This window comes from Rossellomorea sp. ABR4_012, from assembly GCF_056159545.1.
This window is the reverse complement of the sequence record NZ_JBSWVK010000002.1, coordinates 538,457-558,406: the sequence shown is the minus strand read 5'-3', so window position 1 is coordinate 558,406 and position 19,950 is coordinate 538,457. Positions and strand designations below refer to the sequence as shown.

General features: G+C 46.0%; 13 protein-coding genes. 5 read left to right on the top strand and 8 right to left on the bottom strand.

Annotated features, from left to right (window positions below):
* Positions 1–60 precede the first annotated feature (60 nt).
* From ACXAFV_RS12390 to bglX, 4 genes are all read right to left on the bottom strand, one after another.
* Entirely contained in the window at positions 61–1,431 is a 1,371-nt protein-coding gene (locus ACXAFV_RS12390) for a DUF2254 domain-containing protein (protein WP_475126842.1), read from the bottom strand.
* 313 nt (positions 1,432–1,744) lie between these two features.
* Positions 1,745–2,254 carry a mismatch-specific DNA-glycosylase gene (locus tag ACXAFV_RS12385; RefSeq protein ID WP_475126841.1) on the bottom strand — a complete coding sequence of 170 codons (510 nt, stop codon included), beginning with the start codon at positions 2,252–2,254 and terminating at the stop codon, positions 1,745–1,747.
* 275 nt (positions 2,255–2,529) lie between these two features.
* Complete coding sequence (locus ACXAFV_RS12380; protein WP_475126840.1) at positions 2,530–5,862, bottom strand: GH36-type glycosyl hydrolase domain-containing protein; 3,333 nt, start codon at positions 5,860–5,862, stop codon at positions 2,530–2,532.
* An 18-nt stretch (positions 5,863–5,880) separates the two neighbouring features.
* Positions 5,881–8,046, bottom strand: coding sequence for a beta-glucosidase BglX (gene bglX, locus ACXAFV_RS12375; RefSeq protein ID WP_475126839.1), 2,166 nt, complete (start codon positions 8,044–8,046; stop codon positions 5,881–5,883).
* A 386-nt stretch (positions 8,047–8,432) separates the two neighbouring features.
* Between bglX and ACXAFV_RS12370 the strand changes: the two genes are divergently transcribed.
* From ACXAFV_RS12370 to ACXAFV_RS12350, 5 genes are all read left to right on the top strand, one after another.
* Complete coding sequence (locus tag ACXAFV_RS12370) at positions 8,433–9,665, top strand: sugar ABC transporter substrate-binding protein (protein ID WP_475126837.1); 1,233 nt, start codon at positions 8,433–8,435, stop codon at positions 9,663–9,665.
* A gap of 257 nt (positions 9,666–9,922) precedes the next feature.
* On the top strand, positions 9,923–10,822 hold the full coding sequence (locus ACXAFV_RS12365; RefSeq protein ID WP_475126835.1) for a carbohydrate ABC transporter permease: 900 nt from the start codon (positions 9,923–9,925) through the stop codon (positions 10,820–10,822).
* A gap of 32 nt (positions 10,823–10,854) precedes the next feature.
* A complete protein-coding gene (locus ACXAFV_RS12360) occupies positions 10,855–11,673 on the top strand; it encodes a carbohydrate ABC transporter permease (protein ID WP_475126834.1) in 819 nt (272 codons plus the stop codon).
* A gap of 314 nt (positions 11,674–11,987) precedes the next feature.
* A complete protein-coding gene (locus tag ACXAFV_RS12355; protein ID WP_475126832.1) occupies positions 11,988–13,625 on the top strand; it encodes a glycoside hydrolase family 13 protein in 1,638 nt (545 codons plus the stop codon).
* A gap of 93 nt (positions 13,626–13,718) precedes the next feature.
* Positions 13,719–14,708: a LacI family DNA-binding transcriptional regulator gene (locus ACXAFV_RS12350; RefSeq protein WP_475126830.1), complete on the top strand. Its 990-nt coding sequence runs from the start codon at positions 13,719–13,721 to the stop codon at positions 14,706–14,708.
* An 87-nt stretch (positions 14,709–14,795) separates the two neighbouring features.
* On the opposite strand, the gene ACXAFV_RS12345 is transcribed toward ACXAFV_RS12350, so the two are convergent.
* From ACXAFV_RS12345 to ACXAFV_RS12330, 4 genes are all read right to left on the bottom strand, one after another.
* Positions 14,796–15,725, bottom strand: a complete 930-nt coding sequence (locus ACXAFV_RS12345; RefSeq protein WP_475126828.1) for a methyl-accepting chemotaxis protein — start codon at positions 15,723–15,725, stop codon at positions 14,796–14,798.
* A gap of 195 nt (positions 15,726–15,920) precedes the next feature.
* Entirely contained in the window at positions 15,921–16,745 is an 825-nt protein-coding gene (locus ACXAFV_RS12340) for a DUF6612 family protein (RefSeq protein WP_475126826.1), read from the bottom strand.
* 433 nt (positions 16,746–17,178) lie between these two features.
* Complete coding sequence (locus ACXAFV_RS12335) at positions 17,179–17,463, bottom strand: glutaredoxin family protein (protein WP_475126825.1); 285 nt, start codon at positions 17,461–17,463, stop codon at positions 17,179–17,181.
* A gap of 15 nt (positions 17,464–17,478) precedes the next feature.
* Positions 17,479–19,935 (bottom strand): heavy metal translocating P-type ATPase, encoded by a 2,457-nt coding sequence (locus ACXAFV_RS12330; RefSeq protein ID WP_475126824.1) that lies wholly within the window; start codon positions 19,933–19,935, stop codon positions 17,479–17,481.
* Between the last annotated feature and the right edge of the window lie 15 nt (positions 19,936–19,950).

The following is a 19,950-nucleotide window of genomic DNA, read 5'->3' as shown; positions in this document are numbered from 1 at the left end:
CCTGAAGGACGGGCCTTCAGCGCGGTGAAGTGACGAGGGACGGGCCTTTGACATGATGCTTTATTTTTTGATTTTCTCCATCAGTTCATCAAAACTGTCTATATTTCCGGTTGTTTCTGCAATCTCCTTCAGGACGTCGTTGAATCGATTGATGTCTAAGTCATAGAGCAGGTCATGGTTGAAGCCGATGGCAGTGTAATGGGTGAAATCCCAGACATGCTGGTGGTCTTTTTCATCGATTGCATGGGCGATGGCATTTAAAACGGTAAGCAGTTCACCCGTTATGACCGCATCCTTTTTCGCATAGTGCCTGATCGATGCAAAGCCGCGGTAGAGATAATCGGCATACGTCAAATTTTTAATGATGACACGCAGATTCCCGTCCCGGTCTGTGAGGTATGGCGAGAATACTTCCATTTCCGAAAGTTGAATGAGCAGGTCCCCGATTTGATAAATGATATTCGTCGCTGTCTTCGGATCATCATTGCCGAGTGCCCGGATCGCGATTTCCACAAATTTATTGATGCTGAATTCGATGTCCTGGAGCTCGGTTTGATTTTTACCGACCTGAAACATCTCCAAATAGCTGCCTTCATCTATTTCAAAGTCTGGTGACGGATTCCAGTACGTCAATAAGGGAGTCGACCGGAAAACAAAGCTGCCTATGCGGTTTTCCAATCGGATGACCAGGTTATCTTTGGTGGCTTTCCGGATCAACTCAGCGAAGTCGATTTTCTGCAGATAACCTGACTGTTCTGCCTTCAACGTTTTCCCTTCGCCCCCCGGCACCTGCATTTTAACGTCATCGGGATTCTTTGCTTTATGAGGCTTCAGTTCATTGACGAGCGAGCTTTCGATGATATCCACGGATTCGAGCTTGATTTGCTCTGTCAAGTTGGTCACTTGCAGCCAGGTGACGATATGGTTGATGAATACAGCGAACGTACTGATCGTGAGCAGAGCGGTCAATACGGCAGCTGTCGGGATCAAACTGTATGCCTGAGCCGTATCTTCATTGATGAAAAATAAGCAAAATAGTACATAAAGAAAGCTGCCGCTGAAAATCCCGAGTGTTCTCTGTGTCACTCTATTCATCATGAAATTTTTAAGGATCCTTGGTGAGAACTGGCTTGAGAAGGTGGACAAGGCACCGAGGACCCCGTAAAAAGTAAAGGTGGTCAGAGATAAGATTCCTGCCGTCAATGTACTTAAAATCGTCTTTGTCAATCCGTAATCGACCCGGAGGAAAGAAGGCATCTCTTGATAGACATTCATTTTTAAATCTGTCCAAATGGTGATGAAGACCAGAAATAGGGAGAGCATCGCATATATCATCGGTGTCACCCACAAGTTGGAATACAGCTCATTCCACTTCTCCCGCTTCGTCATTCTCGCATAGCGTTTCGCGGCTCTTGGTATTTTTTTAAGCATGTCGATCATCTCTTTCACACCCTGTATATCTAAAGTATCCAGCTGAAAATGTTCAACTTTTCCGTCCTCTTCCCTTATGGGGACTGTCTTAAACCTGGATTAAAAGGAAGATTATAAAGAGATTTTAAAGATTTTAAAGCCCGCCCCTCGGTGCTTTAATGCAGTGAAGAGACGGGCCCGTGTTATGTATGCGTAATTATGCCCTAACTTAAATTCTGCTAATCCTGTATTTTTATCCGCTGGACCTGCAGTCAAAAAAAACCCGACAGATGCCGGGCAATTACCATCGATCTATACATGTCAAAGGATGACTTCAAACAGGTTTTTCTTCAATCAGCAACTGTCTATAAATTTCCGCGATTTCTTCTACTTTCATACGTACAAGGCCGCTGGATGACGGGGCAACGAAGTCACGGACTCCTTCGACTACCGATTCCTCCTGCCATCCCCAGGGAACCTTCTTCTTCTTGGCAAACTGCTGATAGACTCCTTTTCCGACAAAACAGGCTGCACGGGGTCTATACGTTTCCAGTTTTTCTTTCAGGATGATTCTCCCTTTTTCATATTCATCCTTCTTGATTTCAGAAGCATCCTTAGTTGGCCTTGCAACGATATTCGTCATTCCATAGCCAAGCTCTATCAAATCCCCATCCTCCTCAGTCCGGTATAAACGGGGAGTCAAGCCTGATTGATGGAGGATCTTCCAGAACCGGTTCGTCGGGTTGGCATAATGGTGCCCTGTTTTACCTGACATAATGCTTGGATTGAAACCGATAAATACGATATGCAGCCCTTCTTGCAAATGATCCGGTATTGAATTCAAATGCTCACCTTCTCTCATAGAATACTGTTACCTCATATTTTATCGAAAGAGCTGGTGAAATCAAATTCCAGGGGTTTCCCAGCTGCTGGTTAACTGGAGTGGTGAAGGCCCGTCCCAGACTAACTTTACTGCGCTGCTCTGTTGAAAGCCCGTCCCAGTCCACTCTAACGCGGTGCACCATTAAACGCCCGTCCCTCGCTGCTTTAGTGTGTGGAAGAAAGCAGAAAGCCCGCCCGTTGGTACAGGGGCAGGCTTTTGTGAGCGGATGTCCGCTATTAGATATAGATGTCTATTTGATTGTTGTCTTTTTTCAGGAGTTGCTCCAGTTCTTCTTTTTCCACTCGGAGTCCCCCGCTTCTGTAGCGGTTGGAGACTGTTTCGCCATCAACTTGTTGTCCGTTTACGACAACTCGTTTTCCATCTCCGCTTCCCATATGGTAGACAAATGTGACTGGACGGTGGTTGAACATGAAGTCAAATGTCATGCCGTCGAGGTGATCAGGAAGAACCGGATCGATCACAAGGTCCTCACTTTCCTGGCGAAAACCGAGAGCAGCCGAAATCAGCTGGTTCATGTAGATTCCAGGTCCGCTTGAATAGATTCTCCAGCCGCCTTTAACAGGAACGGAACCGTCTCGCAATTCCCCAAATCGTTCCTGCGCTTCATAGCGGGTGTTGAATTTTCCGTCTGAAGAGCTGAAATAGGCATTGCTCTGGCGTCTTTCCGCGTTTGGCACGACATCTTTCAGGCCGACAGGATTAATGATCTCCAATCCGTTCCACACTTCATCCGTGTAGCCGAGCTTGGCCATCGCTTCCACATAGCGGATGTGGGCATGGACGTATTGCAGTCCGATTTCACGACCGAAGTTGGAAGCCTGTTCAGCGCGTTTGAAGTGTGTGCTCACTCCCCCTTCATACTTTGCAGGTCTATTCATCAGACGCACACCATCCGGACAGTATAAGTGCTCCTTCACCAACGCATAGTGTGAAGCAGCCTGTTCAGGTGTGAACAGTTCGGAAATGATGCTTCGGTTCATCGGCAGCAGGCGGTAATGGATGCCTGTTTTCGTATCTGTCGGGTGAACCATGAATTCCGGTTTGCCCGCTTCTTCCATGTAGACAAATCCCGGGATGACCTCATCCTGAAGGATGTATTGATTGAAATCCTCTTTGATTCCTTCAGCAAGCGCAGTGAATTCCTTCGCTTCCTCGTCAAGGACACCATCGAGCACAGAGGCCAGCTTCACGACCACTTGATAGGTCAATGCAACCGTCCAGCTGCTAGCCATGTATTTTTTCAGATTGGCATTCGCCGGCTGCAGCGTGTCATCCCAATCCCCGTCGCCATAGGAGGATAAGAAAGTATCATGCAGAAAGTTTTCCTTGATATAGGAGAGTTCCTTTTGGATGTGGTGAAGCAGTGTCGCTTTCTTTTCAGTGAATCCGAAGCCGTCACGCTCTGTATACGGGATTTCTTCCTGTAAAATGCCATAATCATTCGTTGCGGCAATATAATCGCTTACTACTTTCAACGGCCAGACGATGATATCCCCGTGACTGTCATCCTGCTGGAACTTGAAGTATTTATCGAACATGAACCATTGCGGCCAGTTGCCGTCATCTTCGTATTGATGGGAGTAGACGGTCTTGATGATTTCCTTTACTGACTCATAATTCTGTGTCGCCATGAAGTATTCTGTCGGTCCCTGGCACACATCACGCGTTCCCCATGCAGCTCCGCCATATTGCTCCAGACCGTGCGGAACTGAATAATGGACAAGCATATTGTGTGTATACCACCAGGCGAGCGCATTTACTTTCTCAAGCTCAGCAGTCATGCCTTCTTCTTGTGAAAGCTTGAATCCGTTCATGACCCCTCTATAGTAATCGCGGTATTTCTCGATCTCTTCATTCACGTCGCGCTTCACAAAGTCGAGCTCTTCTCCATTCAGAAGACCCTGCACAGTAAGATCCCACTCCGCAGATGCACTGACATCAAGGATGACAAGGGAAGCTTCCCCATCCTCCACATTCACAGCAATCCTTTCTTCACGACCGACTTCGACCTTCGCGCCGTCCACTTTCATCCGGTAACATAAATATGGGAAAGTTGAACTGCTGTCCGATTCCCGATCGGCTGTCACGGTAAGGACGTCACCTTCCTGGTTCAGATGGAAGCCTCTTTCATACTCGTTGTTATTCATCGTCACCTGGTTTGTCACCAGATAACGATATGCCTTGCCGTTCCCCGAGTTCACATGCAGCTGTACTTCAGGCGAATCGACCACGGTATGATTCGTCACGACGATCATATCGTCCTCTGTCTTGTAGTACCAGCGTGCGTAGTTGAAGCCAAGTTCGAACATCGATGGCATTGTCAATAGGCGGTATTCATCATCCACCTCTACATAGATGCGCTGACCTGACGTCTTCATCACATTCAGGTGGCTGCGCTGGTTCGTCAACATTTTATTAAAAGAAGTATTCCCGACCACCAGCTGTGAGTTAAACATTCCGTACATGAACGATGTCGTCGTGATCGTATTTTCCTTCAGGCGGTGGTTTTCACCCGACATCAAAATATGCCCATGAGGCCTTTCCACCATCAATTCCTTCTCTTTCAACACGACATGTTCATGCGTATCTGTGAAGAAGGATAGCAGCACATCGCCTTCACGCTCCTCATTGTGACGGTCTGAAAACAGTTCCTCTACTTCAATTTCCGTCATGGAAAGTGTGTTTAGCGGCTTGCCGATATCAGGTTTTAACCGCACGGTATCACCTGAAGCCCTGAATTCCGAAACGATCCCGCGTGCCTCTTCCCATGCTGATGCAATTTCATCTTCATATTCAAGCATCTCAATCGCTTCCGCATGGTCTTTTTTAAACACTCCGTAGAACGTAAAGCGTTCTTTTCCATTCAGTACAACCTTCGCGGATTGCAAAGCCGTATAAGCGAATTCATACTGATACACTTCGTTCGCAAGAGCATCTTTTGTTAAAATTTCCGGTACATCACTTTCTTTATACGACAAACCGAAGAATTGGAAGCCGTCAGTGGAATAGCCTGCCGTTTTCCCGAGAGATCCCTGCTGAAGATAAGGAAATCCACTGGACTGAGGCTGGTTTTGCCTGGAGCAGACGACATAGCCTTTTTCTTCACTTTCAAAAACACGATGGTCGATATATTGAGACATATAGGCTTCATTGGACCGGACTGCGCCTTTATCTGCAAGACCGAGGTCCTGTCCATAAATCACGTCGGCTTCAACATCTTTCCCGTCGAGCTCTATATCCCAGAACCAAACCCCTTTATCAGTCAACGTGAAAATGACTTCATACGAAACGCCTTCGAAAGAACCGATCCATCTCACCTGGGATTCCGCCCATTCGACTGTGCTTTCTGACTTTATTCCAACCATAGGTGCGAACTTGATTCCGTCCGACCCATGGATTCGTAAATATAGATTATTCAATGATCCATCGATCACATTGGTCATCAGTCCGTTCACCATGATGTCTTTATGTGTAACCGCAAACAAGTCGCCGCGTGGTAAAAAGGTAAATGTGAGTTCTTTTGATGTCAGTACTACGTTTGAATCCATTTCTTTCCCCTCATTTCTCTATTTTTCTAATGTGAATGATTTCCTTAAGACTTCTTTACTGTTCCCCCCGATATAAGCGATGAATGCTCCCGGATCGCTTGTAAAAGTAAGATCGGAATGGTGATAACGCAGCTGTTCCTCTGAAAGGGTGAAGGTCACTTCCTTCGTTTCCCCTGCTTCCAAGCAGATTTTTCTAAAATCCTTCAGTTCTTTCAGCGGGCGGACCACTTCTCCGCTCACATCACGAACGTAAAGCTGAACGACCTCTTCCCCGGAAACCTTTCCGCTGTTTGTCACTTTAACGGAAATCTCCAGTGAATCATCGCAGGTCATTTTTTCACGTGAGAGCTTCATGCTGCCATAAGTAAATTCCGTGTAACTCAACCCGAATCCGAATGGGAACAGCGGACTGTTCGGAATATCCAGGTATTGCGATACATAGCGTTCCTGTGCATCAGGAGCTCCCTTAGGCCTTCCAGTATTGAAGTGATTATAATAAACCGGTATCTGGCCTGCACTGTAAGGGAAGGACATCGTTAAGCGGCCGGATGGGTTGCGGTCTCCGAATAACACGTCAGCCATGGCTGCTCCGCCTTCCGTTCCCGGATACCATGCTTCGAGTACGGCATCCGTTTGATCCCACACGCCGTGAAGATCGAGCGGACGTCCGTTGAATAAGACGGATACCATCGGCTTGCCAAGTTTTTTGATGTGCTGAATCAGTTCGAGCTGTGCCCCCAAGAGCCTGATATCCGCGCGGCATCCTGCTTCACCGCTCATTTCAGAATCCTCGCCGAGTGCAAGGACGATCACATCTGCGTCTCTTGCCGCTTCCAACGCTTCTTGTATTTGTTCCTCAATGATCGTTTCGATATCACTGCCTTTAGCAACGGTCAGCTGCGCCGGAGCGATTTTTTGTAAAAACCCTTCCTTCATCGTTACCGCGTCTTCCTTTGAACCAAGCCATGACCAAGGTCCGAGAATATCCCCGTTTTCTGCAAAAGGGCCAATCAACGCGATTTTCTGATCTCTTTTAAGAGGTAAAACGCCTTCATTTTTCAATAACACTGCTGATTTAGCAGCGAGTTCCCTTGCTGCTTCACGGTGAGCAGCACTCATGACGATTTCTTCTTCAAGCTTCTCATCCGCCCCGCGATATGGGTTTTCAAATAGACCAAGCTTCTCTTTCAACGTCAATATCCTTAACACCGCTTCATCAATGAGTCCTTCATCCAGAGACTGTTCATTGACCAATGTTTTTAAGTATTTCGCGTACGTTGCAGTCATCATTTCGATGTCGACTCCAGCCGTGAGGGCTTTCAAAGCAGCTTCCTTTTCATCTTCAGCAACACCGTGAGGAATCATTTCCTTCACTGCTCCCCAGTCGGAAATCAGCACGCCGTCAAATCCCATTTCCTCGCGGAGGATCAATCGCATCAGCTTCTTGTTTCCTGTAGCGGGTATGCCAAGTACCGTGTTAAAAGCGGTCATCACCATCTCGCAGCCTTCATCAAGCGCCGCTTTATAAGCAGGAAGGTAATTTTCACGAAGCTCCCGTTCGGACATGTCGACCGTGTTGTAGTCACGCCCGCCTTCCGGTGCCCCGTAAGCTGCGAAGTGCTTCACGCAGGCAGCGACGCGGTCCGTGTCCTTGGTCAGGTCTTTTCCTTGGAAGCCGCGGACAAATGCCCTGGCAAACTCACCATTTAAAAAAGGATCTTCCCCTGTCGATTCCATCACTCTTCCCCAGCGAGGGTCACGTACAAGGTCTACCATCGGAGCAAACGTGACATGCACACCTGATACCGACGCCTCTTTTGCCGCAATTTCTGCACTTTTCTCTGCCAGTTCCATATCCCATGAGCAGCCGATTGCCAGCGGGACGGGAAAAATCGTTTTATAGCCATGCACGATATCAGACATCACTAATAAAGGAATGCCTAAACGGTTCTCTTCCAAATGCTTTCTCTGGATGTTCTTTACTTCTTTTGCTCCGGACGCACCGAGAACAGATCCGGTGTTCTCGATCATTTCATCGGTTATTCCCATATCGGCCATCGGGCCTGTGATCTGCCCTCCATCACTTGCTCCTTTAAAAAATGGAGTGGCAAGCTGAGTCAGCTGGGCGATCTTCTCATCCAATGTCATTTCGTTTACTAAAGATGTAAGTTTGTGTTCATTCATACTGGAACCTCCAAGGATTAGGATAAAATAGTGCGGTTCTTCCTTTTAGTGAAACGTTTCAATTAACAGTTGAGTCGAATTATAAGGGTATTCCTACTGATAGTCAATAAAGACTCCAACCTGTAAAATTACCAAAATCATCTATTTATAAGGGTTTTCGTGTAATCTAACGCAATTTCAAAAGTATTATATTTCAACAATCCACAATTTTTAAAAAAGTGGTTGAAAGCGGATTCATGTTTGATTATAATATAGTCATCGAAACGTTTCAATAACGTTTGAGTGATTTTCGGGTTTCCATTTTATTAATGGATAACAGCGGAAATTCCTCAAGCAATGCTTATGATTTTTGAAAAAAATAATAACAATAGAATGGAGATGGGAGAATGAGAAAGAAATCATGGACACTACTATTAGTCGCTATAATGGCATTATCCACTGTGTTGGCAGCATGCGGAGGCGGCGGTGACTCAAAAGACGGCAAAAAAGAAATCACCGTTTGGGCAATGGGTGAAGAAGGTAAAAAGCTAAAAGAAATGGCTTCTAAATTCGAAGAAGAAAACAAAGACATCACAGTTAAAGTTCAAGCGATTCCTTGGGGCAACGCTCACGACAAGCTTCTGACTGCAGTTGCTTCAGGAAACGGCCCTGACGTCCTTCAATTAGGGACAACTTGGGTGCCAGAGTTTGCAGATGCCGGTGCATTACTTGACCTGAAGCCATATCTGGAAGATTATCCTGAATTCAAACCTGAGAATTTCTTCGAAGGTTCTGTAACATCCATGAAGTATGACGACAAACTAGTCGGTGTTCCTTGGTACATCGATACACGCGTCCTATACTATCGCACAGATTTATTGAAAGAAGCCGGATACGATAAAGCTCCTGCTACATGGGATGAATTGAAAGATGCAGCTGAAAAGCTGAACGCACGCGGAAACGACATGTACGGTCTTGATATCGACCGCAATGACCAAATCACTCCATTCATCTTTGCTTGGCAAAATGGATACGAGTTCGAAGGCAAGGACAAAATGAATTTCGACAGCCCTGAATTCAAGGGAGCGATCGAGTACTATGCAAGCTTCTTCAAAGAAGGATTAAGTCCTACTGCTGAAGGAATTGATATCGTACAGGCCTTTAAGAGCGGATCTAAACCAATGTTCTTCAGTGGTCCATGGATGATCAACATCATCAACGACCAGGCACCTGACCTTGAAGGCAAATGGGCAGTAGCAGAAATGCCGATGAAAGAGACAAACGCATCAAGCATGGGTGGATCGAACCTATCGATCTTCCACAACTCTGAAAATGTCGATGAATCCCTTAAATTTATTTCTTACATGAATGAAGTAGAAACACAAATGGAATGGCTGGAAGTTTCTAATACACTTCCTTCACGCACAGAAGCTTGGGAAGAGCCTAAGCTGAAAGAAGATCCATTACTATCTGTTTTCGGTAAGCAGCTTGAAAACACGAAAGCATCACCGCAAATCAAAGAATTCGAAAAAATCGCCCAGGAATTCCTTTCTTCCATTGAAAGAATCACTGTCGGCGATGCAGATATTGATAAAGAGTTAGAGCAATTCAATAAAAAAGCAAATGAGATTGTTGAGTAAAACGAAAAGCGGAGGCGGCTTGATCAGCCCCGACATGCGTTGGAAGTCCGACCGGTGAAGTCGTTCTTTGACTTCATTGGACGGACTGAAACGCCTGGAGGGGCTAGCCGCCGCAGCTGGACAATTTTCAAAATAAGAAAAACATTCGCTCTTAATAAGGAAGAAAGTTGGAGTTACAGGCACATTCCCAAAAGGGGGTTGCCTGAACTCCATTTTTAAAATAACCCTTGCGCGGTGTTTTAGTTAGGTGGGATATCATGAGCAATGGATTAAAAAGCCTCAAAACAAATAAACATCCATATGTGTTTATTGCTCCTGCAGTGATCATTTTAGCTGTCTTTAGTATCGTTCCAATTATAGTGGCCTTTCTGATCAGTTTTACGGATCTGGATTTGGCAGGACTGGCCAATTGGTCAAATGTGAACTTTGTCGGTCTTGAAAACTATTCTAATTTGATTTCAGATGATTTGTTCCATAAATCAATTTACAATACGTTTTTCTATGTCATCATCGGAGTTCCCCTGGTCATTGTTTTCTCTTTAGGGATCGCCCTGCTTCTCAATTATGGGACAAGCAAACTGTTCACTGTTTTCAGAGGTGTGTATTACATGCCTTCGATTACGAACATCATCGCTGTGGCAGTTATCTGGGGATTTCTTTATAACACAGAGTATGGATTATTCAATTACTTACTATCATTACTGGATGTCGGGAAGATTCCTTGGTTAGGAGAGCCAACGATCGCCAAGCTATCGTTGATTGTTTTAGCTGTATGGAAGGGGATCGGGATCAACATGATTATCTTTCTCGCTGCACTTCAGGGCATTCCTAAATCATATTATGAAGCGGCTGAAATGGATGGGGCAAACCGCTGGCAGGTCCTTTGGAATGTTACGATCCCATTACTGCGCTACGCTACCTTCTTCGTGACCGTCACGACGCTGATCGGCTGGCTGCAATTCTTCGAAGAGCCATTCGTCATGACAAACGGAGGACCGCTGGATGGAACGATTTCGATGGCGCTGTTCATTTACCAGCGAGGATTCCAGTTCAGTGAATTCGGTTATGCAGCAGCAGGTTCGTTTATCCTGTTCGTGTTTATCATCGTCATTACATTGGTTCAATTTAATATTAGAAAATCTGATACAGAATACTAACTTTAAAATATACCAGTATCGGGGTTGAAATTATGAAAACATTTAAAATGGAACGACTCTTTGTGATCATCTTGCTGATTCTGGGCGGAATCATCGTGTCCGTTCCTTTCATCTGGATGATCTCAAGCTCATTCAAGCCTGAAAGCGAAGTACTTCAGATACCGCCTACGCTGATTCCAGAAAATCCGACGCTCGAAAATTACGTCAATCTTTTTGAAAGCATGAACTTCGGCGTCTATTTACGCAACACGTTGATCATTGTTCTATTCTCCTTTGTCGGCTTGTTTTTCAATGCCATGGCCGGCTATGGATTTGCTAAGTATCAATTCAAGGGAAGAGAAAAAATCTTTTACATCGTGCTGGCGACAATGATGATCCCTGCACAGGTAACGATGATTCCCGTTTACTTGATTTTGAATGAAATGGGTCTTACGAATACGATGACAGGGATCGTATTGCCTGGACTGGCAGCTGCCTTCAGCATCTTCCTGTTCAGACAGTTCATGACGACGATTCCGACAGACCTGATCGAGGCTGCACGCCTCGACGGGGCAGGGGAATTCTATATCTTCTTCCGGTTGATCGTGCCGATTGCCAAACCCATCTTCGCCGTACAGGGAATCCTTACCTTCATCGGGGCCTGGAACAGCTTCTTATGGCCGCTGATCATTGCGAATGATGAGAGTCTTTATACATTGTCTGTCGGACTTTCACTTCTTCAAGGACAGTATGCGAATAACTTTGGTCTGCAGATGGCCGGGGCGGCATTTATGGTCGTACCGATCATCATCATTTTCTCCTTCTTCCAGAAGTATATTGTGGAAGGATTTACGATGTCGGGGATTAAATAAGGATTGGGTTTGTGGGTTTTGAGGTATTGTGTACCAGGTACATCAGCCTTGATTTGTACCTGGTACACACACTTTTGGGATGGTGGCGGGCTTCTTTTCGTTGAGATGAGCCTGGCACCATTTGGTGTATTCTGAGCCAGGCTCAACCGGGTGGCTTTGAGCCTGGCTCGATTTCCACCTGATTGTGCCAGGCACAGTTAGTCACTTTTGTGCCAGGCACAATCAGAGGTTTTTGTGCCTGGCACACACTGACATCCCCCCTCACTCCCCTCCCCCATCAAGTAACCATAAGCCAAAGCATATCAGGAGGTAACATGAAAAATAAATGGTGGCACCAATCAACGGTGTATCAAATATACCCGCGCAGTTTTAATGACCATAACGGAGACGGGATCGGGGATATTCCCGGTATCATAGAAAAACTTGATTATCTCGCATTTTTAGGGATCGACATCATTTGGCTCAGTCCAGTCTATCAATCACCAAATGACGATAACGGCTATGATATTAGTGATTATTATGAGATCATGAGTGATTTCGGTACGATGGAAGACATGGATAAGCTGATCGAAGAGGCCCGCAAACGGGACATCCACATCATGATGGACCTCGTCATCAACCATACCTCCGATGAGCATCCATGGTTCATCGAATCACGAAAATCGAAGGACAATCCATATCGTGATTATTATGTCTGGAGAGAAGGAAGCGATGGTCCGCCCAGTGATATCACGTCCGTATTCAGCGGACCTGCCTGGGAACATGATGAGGCGACCGGTGAGTACTATTTCCATCTGTTCAGTAAAAAACAGCCTGACCTCAACCTTCATAACAAGGAAGTCAGGGATCACCTCTATAGGATGATGAACTTCTGGCTCGATAAGGGCGTGAGCGGCTTCCGGATGGATGTCATCGATTTGATTGGAAAAGAAATCGATGACAAAGTCCTGACAGACGGACCGAAGCTGCATGAATATCTTCGGGAAATGAATCGGGGGGTCCTCTCAAACTTTCCGACCATAACCGTCGGTGAAACTCCTTCCGCCACACCTGATACAGCAAAGCTGTACACGGGTGAAGGACGGGACGAGCTCGATATGGTCTTCACCTTTCAGCATATGTCACTCGATGAAGTGGAAGGAAAAGGGAAGTGGGCATTGAAGCCTCTCGATCTGCTTGATTTAAAAGAAACACTCAGTAAATGGCAGACGGAGCTTTACGGACAAGGATGGAACAGTTTGTACTGGAATAATCACGATCAGCCGAGGATCGTTTCAAGATGGGGGAATGACACCGAATATCGTGTGGAATCGGCGAAGATGCTCGCCACCCTCCTTCACATGATGCAAGGGACCCCTTATATCTATCAAGGTGAAGAAATCGGGATGACCAACATTATATTCAATGATATCCGGGACTACCGTGATATCGAAACTATCAATTTTTATAACGAGAAGATTTCAGAAGGCACTCCCCACGAAGACGTCATGAAATCAATCCAAGTAAAAGGAAGAGACAATGCACGCACCCCTTTCCAATGGGATTCGAGTCTTCACAGCGGATTCACAACCGGAACACCATGGCTTGAAGTGAATGCAAACTACAAGAACATTAACGCAGAAGATACACTTAGGGATGAAGATTCCATCTTCCATCACTATAAAAAACTGATCCGATTAAGAAAAGAACACGATATTATTGTGTACGGAAAGTATGAGATGATCTTGGAAGATCACCCCGATATTTTCGCTTATACGAGAAAACTTGGGAATGAGACGTTGGTTGTCATCACAAATTTTCTTGAGCACGAACCTGAATTCACATTGCCTTCCGATTTCTCTGACGCTAATAGCGAAATATTAATTCAAAACTATTCCGACACAGCAACTCGTCCTTCCGAGCTCAAAAAACTGCGCCCATACGAGGCGGTTGTGTATTTAATGCGCAAATAAAACGCTTTCAAACCACGCCAATAATTGTATAATGAAACGTATAAGACAACGATAATGATAAGGGTCTGCCTTATTTTAAGAGGATGTGAACACATGGCAACCATAAAAGATGTAGCAAAGCTTTCCGGAGTCGCGGTCTCCACCGCTTCCTACGCGCTGAACAACAGTACCAAGGTCAGCGAGGAAACCCGGCAGAAAGTATTAGCCGCAGCAAAAGAATTAAACTACCAAAAAAACGGACTCGCTTCCGATCTTAAACGAACGAGCACAAATACAATTGCCTTGATTCTAAGCGACCTGTCAGGTCCTTATTACTCCGAACTGATAAAAGGTGTTCAGGACGTAGCTTCAACGAACGGATATGACCTCATCGCCTGCAGTTCAATTGGCGGCGCTCAATCCACTGCTGTAAAATTCCTGAGGGAAAAACGTGTGGACGGCGTCATCATCCTTGCTCATAACATCGATGATAGAACGATTCTGGAGTCTGCCCGGGAAGGTTTTCCGATTGTCGTCCTTGACCGCAGTGTACAAAGTGAACACGTCGTACAAATAGAGGTCGATAACGAGCACGGTGCCTTCATGGCGACTGAACACCTGATTGAAAAAGGCAGCCGTGATATCGCCTACGTCAGTGGACCTTACAACTCCCATGACAACGAACTGCGATTTAAAGGCTATCAGGCGGCACTTGAAAAGCATGGAATCGAATATCGTTCAAAATGGAAAGTATCAGGCGGATTCACAAGAGAAGGCGGCTATCAGGCAACCAAGATGATCATCGCCCAAAAGGATGTCCCTCAAGCCATCTTCTACGCAAACGATGAAATGGCGATTGGCGGGCTTCAAGCACTGAATGAAAAGAATTTCTCAGTCCCTGATGACATTTCCATCGTCGGATTCGACGATATCCAGCTTTCAGAATACGTCTCTCCCCCGCTTACCACCATGCGCCAGCCAAAGTACGAAGCCGGTGCCCTTGCAGTCCACCTGATCTTCCAGGTGCTGTCTAAAGAAAAAGTGGATCCGAACTATAAGCTGACGACGGAACTCATCGAACGAAAATCCGTCAAGGGATCTTGACTTAGAAGGTCCGTCCCAGACCGCATTAACGTGCTAAAGGCCCGTCCCTCGACGCTTTAACGCGACGAGGGACGGGCCTTTCAATGTTTATAAAATCGTTTTAAAATCCCTTGCCTGCTGATCGAGCTGGCGGGCTGCACTACCGATTTCTTTAAATGCCTCCACAGCCTGTTCATTGAGGATCTGGTTGTCAGAGATTCCCGACTGCGAGCGGACCGTTCCTTCACTTACTTTGTTGATTTCACCTGTGATCCCTTCTATACGGGCATTGACTTCCCCGATAGATTCCTGTACCCGCGTAGCGAGCTTCCTTACTTCGCCGGCAACAACGTTGAACCCTCTTCCATGCTCACCAGCACGAGCTGCCTCAATAGCTGCATTTAATGCCAGGAGATTCGTTTGAGTGGCTATTTCACGTATTGTTTTCACAATGCTTTCAATCGATTTCGCCTGGGATTTAAGAGATTCCATGATTTCAAGGTTTCCTTTGGATTCCTCCACAAGCCTGCTGATTGCAAGGGTGGCTTCTTCACTTCTCGCGATCCCCGCTCCCGCTTTTTCGCTGAGGTCCTCAGACATCTGCTGCAATTCAGAAGCTACTTTGAAGGTGGTATTCTCACGCTCTGTAATGTCCGTTGCTACTTTCACCACGCCGACGACCTTGCCCCCATCGTCATGAATCGGTGTGTATGTAGCTTCGAGCCAAATGAGTTTCCCCTGTTTTGTCACACGCTGAATTTTTTCCTGAAAGCTTTTTCCGTTCCGCAGGTTTCTCCAAAGATCTTGATACTCACTGCTTTCTGCAAATTCCGGTGTGCAGAATTGCCTGTGCATCATCCCTGGCATCTCAGCCACTCTATATCCAACGGTATTGGCAAAATTCTCATTCACCCATAAAACGTTTCCGTTTGGGTCGAATTGGATCATCGCAAGCGAGCGCTCAATCGCGGCCATTACCTGAGCCGGTTCAAACCCCTGTGTACTTCCTGATTTTTCAGTCTTTAACATCGTATTCATCCTCATCCTCTTTTCGCAGATTACTCCTCAAAAGATGCCTTTAAGCGTCAATCAAAGCTTCATCTAAGCTTCTCATAGATCCTATTCATATGACTATCGTACTAGCTTTATCGTTGTATCACAAATTAGAACTCTCGATTCCGAAATATATTTTTTCATTAAAATAGCGTGTGGATCACCACACGCCTTTTGGTATTATTGTTCGCCCTGCAATGCTGACTCATCAATTTCCACAGCATTCTCTTTCACGTCTGCAGGAATCGTGATTTCGTCAATCTCATTTATTTTTGAGTAGCTGCCCTTCATCTTCTGGACCGACTGCACCTTCTCACCTTCAATTTCCATGTCGAAATCCATATCGACTGTAAAATTGATCGGGTGATACGTCTTCTTGTCAATTTCATAAGTATAGCTCAATTTGTTCACTTTCAAGCCTTCCAGCAATTCTTTCGGCATGATTCCCTCAGGCATCGTGGATTCGACCGTCTCCTCTACTAAACTTTGATATTCTTCACCGGAAGCTGAGAATGAGATCAGGTAATGATCTTCCTTTTCTTCCACTTTCACATCTTTGATATATTTCTTTAATTGCTTAAGCTGCTCCGTTGCATCCGCTTGTTCCTTGCTCATTTCCACAATGGAATCGGAAAGTTCCTTCGGTGCAGACTGCCATTGATTACTCATTGAATCCTTCGTGTAAAGCCCTTCTTCTGTAAAATAGGTTTCCGCTTCGATCGGCATCCCCATCATGGTCATCTCTGTCGTTTGATACATCCCAAGCGGCTCTGTCACATAATCCATTTCAATCATCGACGACTGCGTCACCTTCCCTGCATCCTCAGCCGCAGGAATGATATCCTGCTCCATCTCCATCTTCACGTGAAAGCTTTCCAGCTTTTCTGACGCAGAAATAGAAGAATTGATGATTTCTTCCACATCTTTTCCGCTCGTTGTAGTTCCGCATGCCGTCAGTCCGATTGTCAGAAGTACAGCCGATCCAAGTCCTAGTAATTTCTTCATGATATCCTCCTCGTAAGTGTGTTCTACCTACATATACGGATGAGCATGGAGATAGTTTCATAATAAGGAAAGAAGAGTTACAGAGTCCCTATGCAGAAGACATTGCTGAATGAGAGGTAAATCGCTATTTTTCGCTTAGTTAGGTTCGAAAAGCGACATTTCTGCATGGAGGAGGTCACATTGAGGGCTTTTGAGCGTAGTTAAAGCTTGCTTTTGCAGTACATTTTTTTTCACCCATTTGGTTTTCAATCCAGATTTCCAGTTATTCGTGCCACTTTTTGAATTTACGTTCCACTTTTCAAAAATACGTGCCACTTGTCGAATTTTCTTTGTCAGTGATGATCAGCATCCAATTTTTCATAAAAGGCCAGAAAGGGACAAGGAACTTTCCCATTAAAAAATGACCCCCAACCCTGCTGGAGGCCATCTCACATTATTTGATTTTCCCCACTAACTGTTCAATCTCTTTCCTGTTCTCTTCAAACCCGATCAAATTCTTCACCATTTTTTTCTTTCCAAGCAGTCCATTTTTATAAAAAGCAAAAGAAGGGACAATACGGGATCCGGAAAGTTCTATCAATTCTTCCTCTAATGATTCATCAGCCCCGACGTTTTTATGAACGTAATCGATGTTGTGCACTGCCAGGTATTCTTTTGCTGCCTGGCAGTCGGAGCAGGTTGGCCGTGTATAGAGTTCCAAGATCAAGTCCTTATTCATCGTCTGCATCACTCCTTACGTGCTGGATGGCTTGAATCCTTTCAGGCGGAGGGCATTGAGCAATACCGATACGGAACTGAAACTCATGGCAGCCCCTGCGATCATTGGATTCAAAAGCGGCCCTCCGAATAGGTAGAGTACTCCCATCGCAACCGGAATTCCGAGGATGTTATAGGCAAATGCCCAGAACAGGTTTTGTTTGATGTTCCGAATGGTCGCTTTACTTAACTGGACGGCTGTCGGTACGTCCATCAGGTCGCTTCTCATGAGGACGATATCGGCTGATTCCATTGCCACATCCGTACCGGAGCCGATGGCGATCCCGATATCGGCCTGTGCAAGGGCAGGTGCGTCGTTGATGCCGTCACCGACCATGGCGACTTTTCTGCCCTCTTCCTGAAGTTTTTTGACTTCATTCGCTTTATCTTCAGGCAGCACTTCACTGAGGACGCGGTCGATTCCGACCTGTTCCGCGATGGCTTCTGCCGTCCGTTTGTTGTCTCCTGTGATCATGGCAACTTCGATGCCCATTTTATGAAGCTTTTCGATGGCTTTGAAGCTAGTTTCCTTGACCGTGTCTGCAACCGCAATGATGCCTGCGATTTCTTCTTCTACCGCAATGTACATCGGCGTTTTACCTTCTGATGCCAGTCGGTTCGAAGTATCTTCTAAGTCCCCTAACTCAACATCGTTTTCTTCCATGAGTTTGCGGTTTCCAAGTAAAAGATCTTTCCCATCGACGGTTACTTCAAGCCCCTGACCTGTGATGGCGTCAAAGAATTCTGTTTTTAGAAGGGAAAGCCCCTTTTCCTCTGCGTCCCTGACGATCGCTTCACCCAGCGGATGCTCGGATCCTTTTTCAGCTGAAGCGGCTAGGATCAGGAGTTCTTCTTCGGAGATGCCGTCAACCGTCACAATATCGGTCACGACCGGCTTCCCTTGGGTGATTGTACCTGTTTTATCAAACACAATAGTATCTATTTTGTGAGTCGTTTCGAGTGCTCCACCGCTCTTGATCAAGACGCCGTTTTCAGCACCTTTTCCGGTCCCGACCATGATGGCGGTCGGTGTCGCGAGTCCAAGGGCGCAAGGGCAGGCGATGACCAGAATCGAGATCGCGATGGTGAATGCGAAGAGTCCTGATTCACCGCCGAAGTACCAGGCGAGACCTGAGAGGATTGCCAGCACAATCACGATTGGCACAAAATAACCGGAAATGACGTCCGCCATTTTTGCAATCGGGGCTTTAGAACCCTGTGCATCCTCTACCAGTTTAATGATTTGTGATAATGCCGTATCCTTTCCGACCTTTGTTGCTTCGTAACGGATCGTTCCATTTTTATTGATGCTTGCCCCGATGACAGAAGCTCCAGCTTCTTTTTCAACCGGGATGCTTTCACCTGTCAGCATCGATTCGTCCACGGAAGTTTTCCCTTCTACTACGACACCATCGACCGGCAGCTTTTCACCGGGTTTGACGATGATGATATCGCCGACTTCCACTTCTTCAATCGAAATTTCGGCTTCTTTCCCCTCCCGGACGACGGTCGCTGTTTTTGGGGCCAGCCCCATCAATTTCTTGATTGCTTCGGACGTTTTTCCTTTCGAAAGGGCTTCGAAATATTTACCTAATGTAATCAACGTCAGGATGACCGCTGCTGACTCATAATAGAGATCCTGCGCATAGCTTTCATTTCCTATTACGATGAAAATGGAGGCGATAACGCTGTATAAAAATGCTGCACTCGTTCCAAGTGCCACCAGGGAATCCATATTAGGATGGCGCTTGATAAGTGTCTTGAATCCAACAGTGAAAAATGGTTTCCCCATCACCATCACTGGAGTCGTCAGGATGAGCTGAATGAGTGCAAATCCTGTCGGGTTCATCATCGGATCGATGGCATCCGGCAGCGGCATGCCGAACATATGGCCCATTGAAACTAGCAGAAGCGGAACCGTGAAGACAGCTGATACCCAGAAACGTTTCCACATATGCTTGATATGCTGCTCTTTCTTTTCTCTATCCTCATCGACCGCATCGCCTGCATCGACATCTTCCTCGGCTTCATATCCGGCATCGGATACCGCTTTTTTCATGTCGGACACTGTAACCATGGACGGATCATATTCGATGACCATTTTTTCCGTTGCCATGTTGACGTTTGATTCTTTAACTCCCGGGAGTTTTCCGGTCGCCTTTTCAACAGACTGTACACATGAAGCGCAGGTCATGCCGGAGACGGTGAATGTTTTCTTTTCCATTTCCGTGACGGCCTTGTATCCCGCATCATCCACAGCATCCTTTATTTCTTCCAACGTGATTTGATTTTCATCAAAACGAACCTTCAATTTTTCAGTTGCCAGATTTACACTGGCTTCCTGAACGCCTGTCAGTTTCCCGGTCGCTTTTTCCACTGCCTGTGAACACGACGCACATGTCATCCCTTCGATGCTTAATGTTTTTTCTGTCATCGTGTGAGACCACCT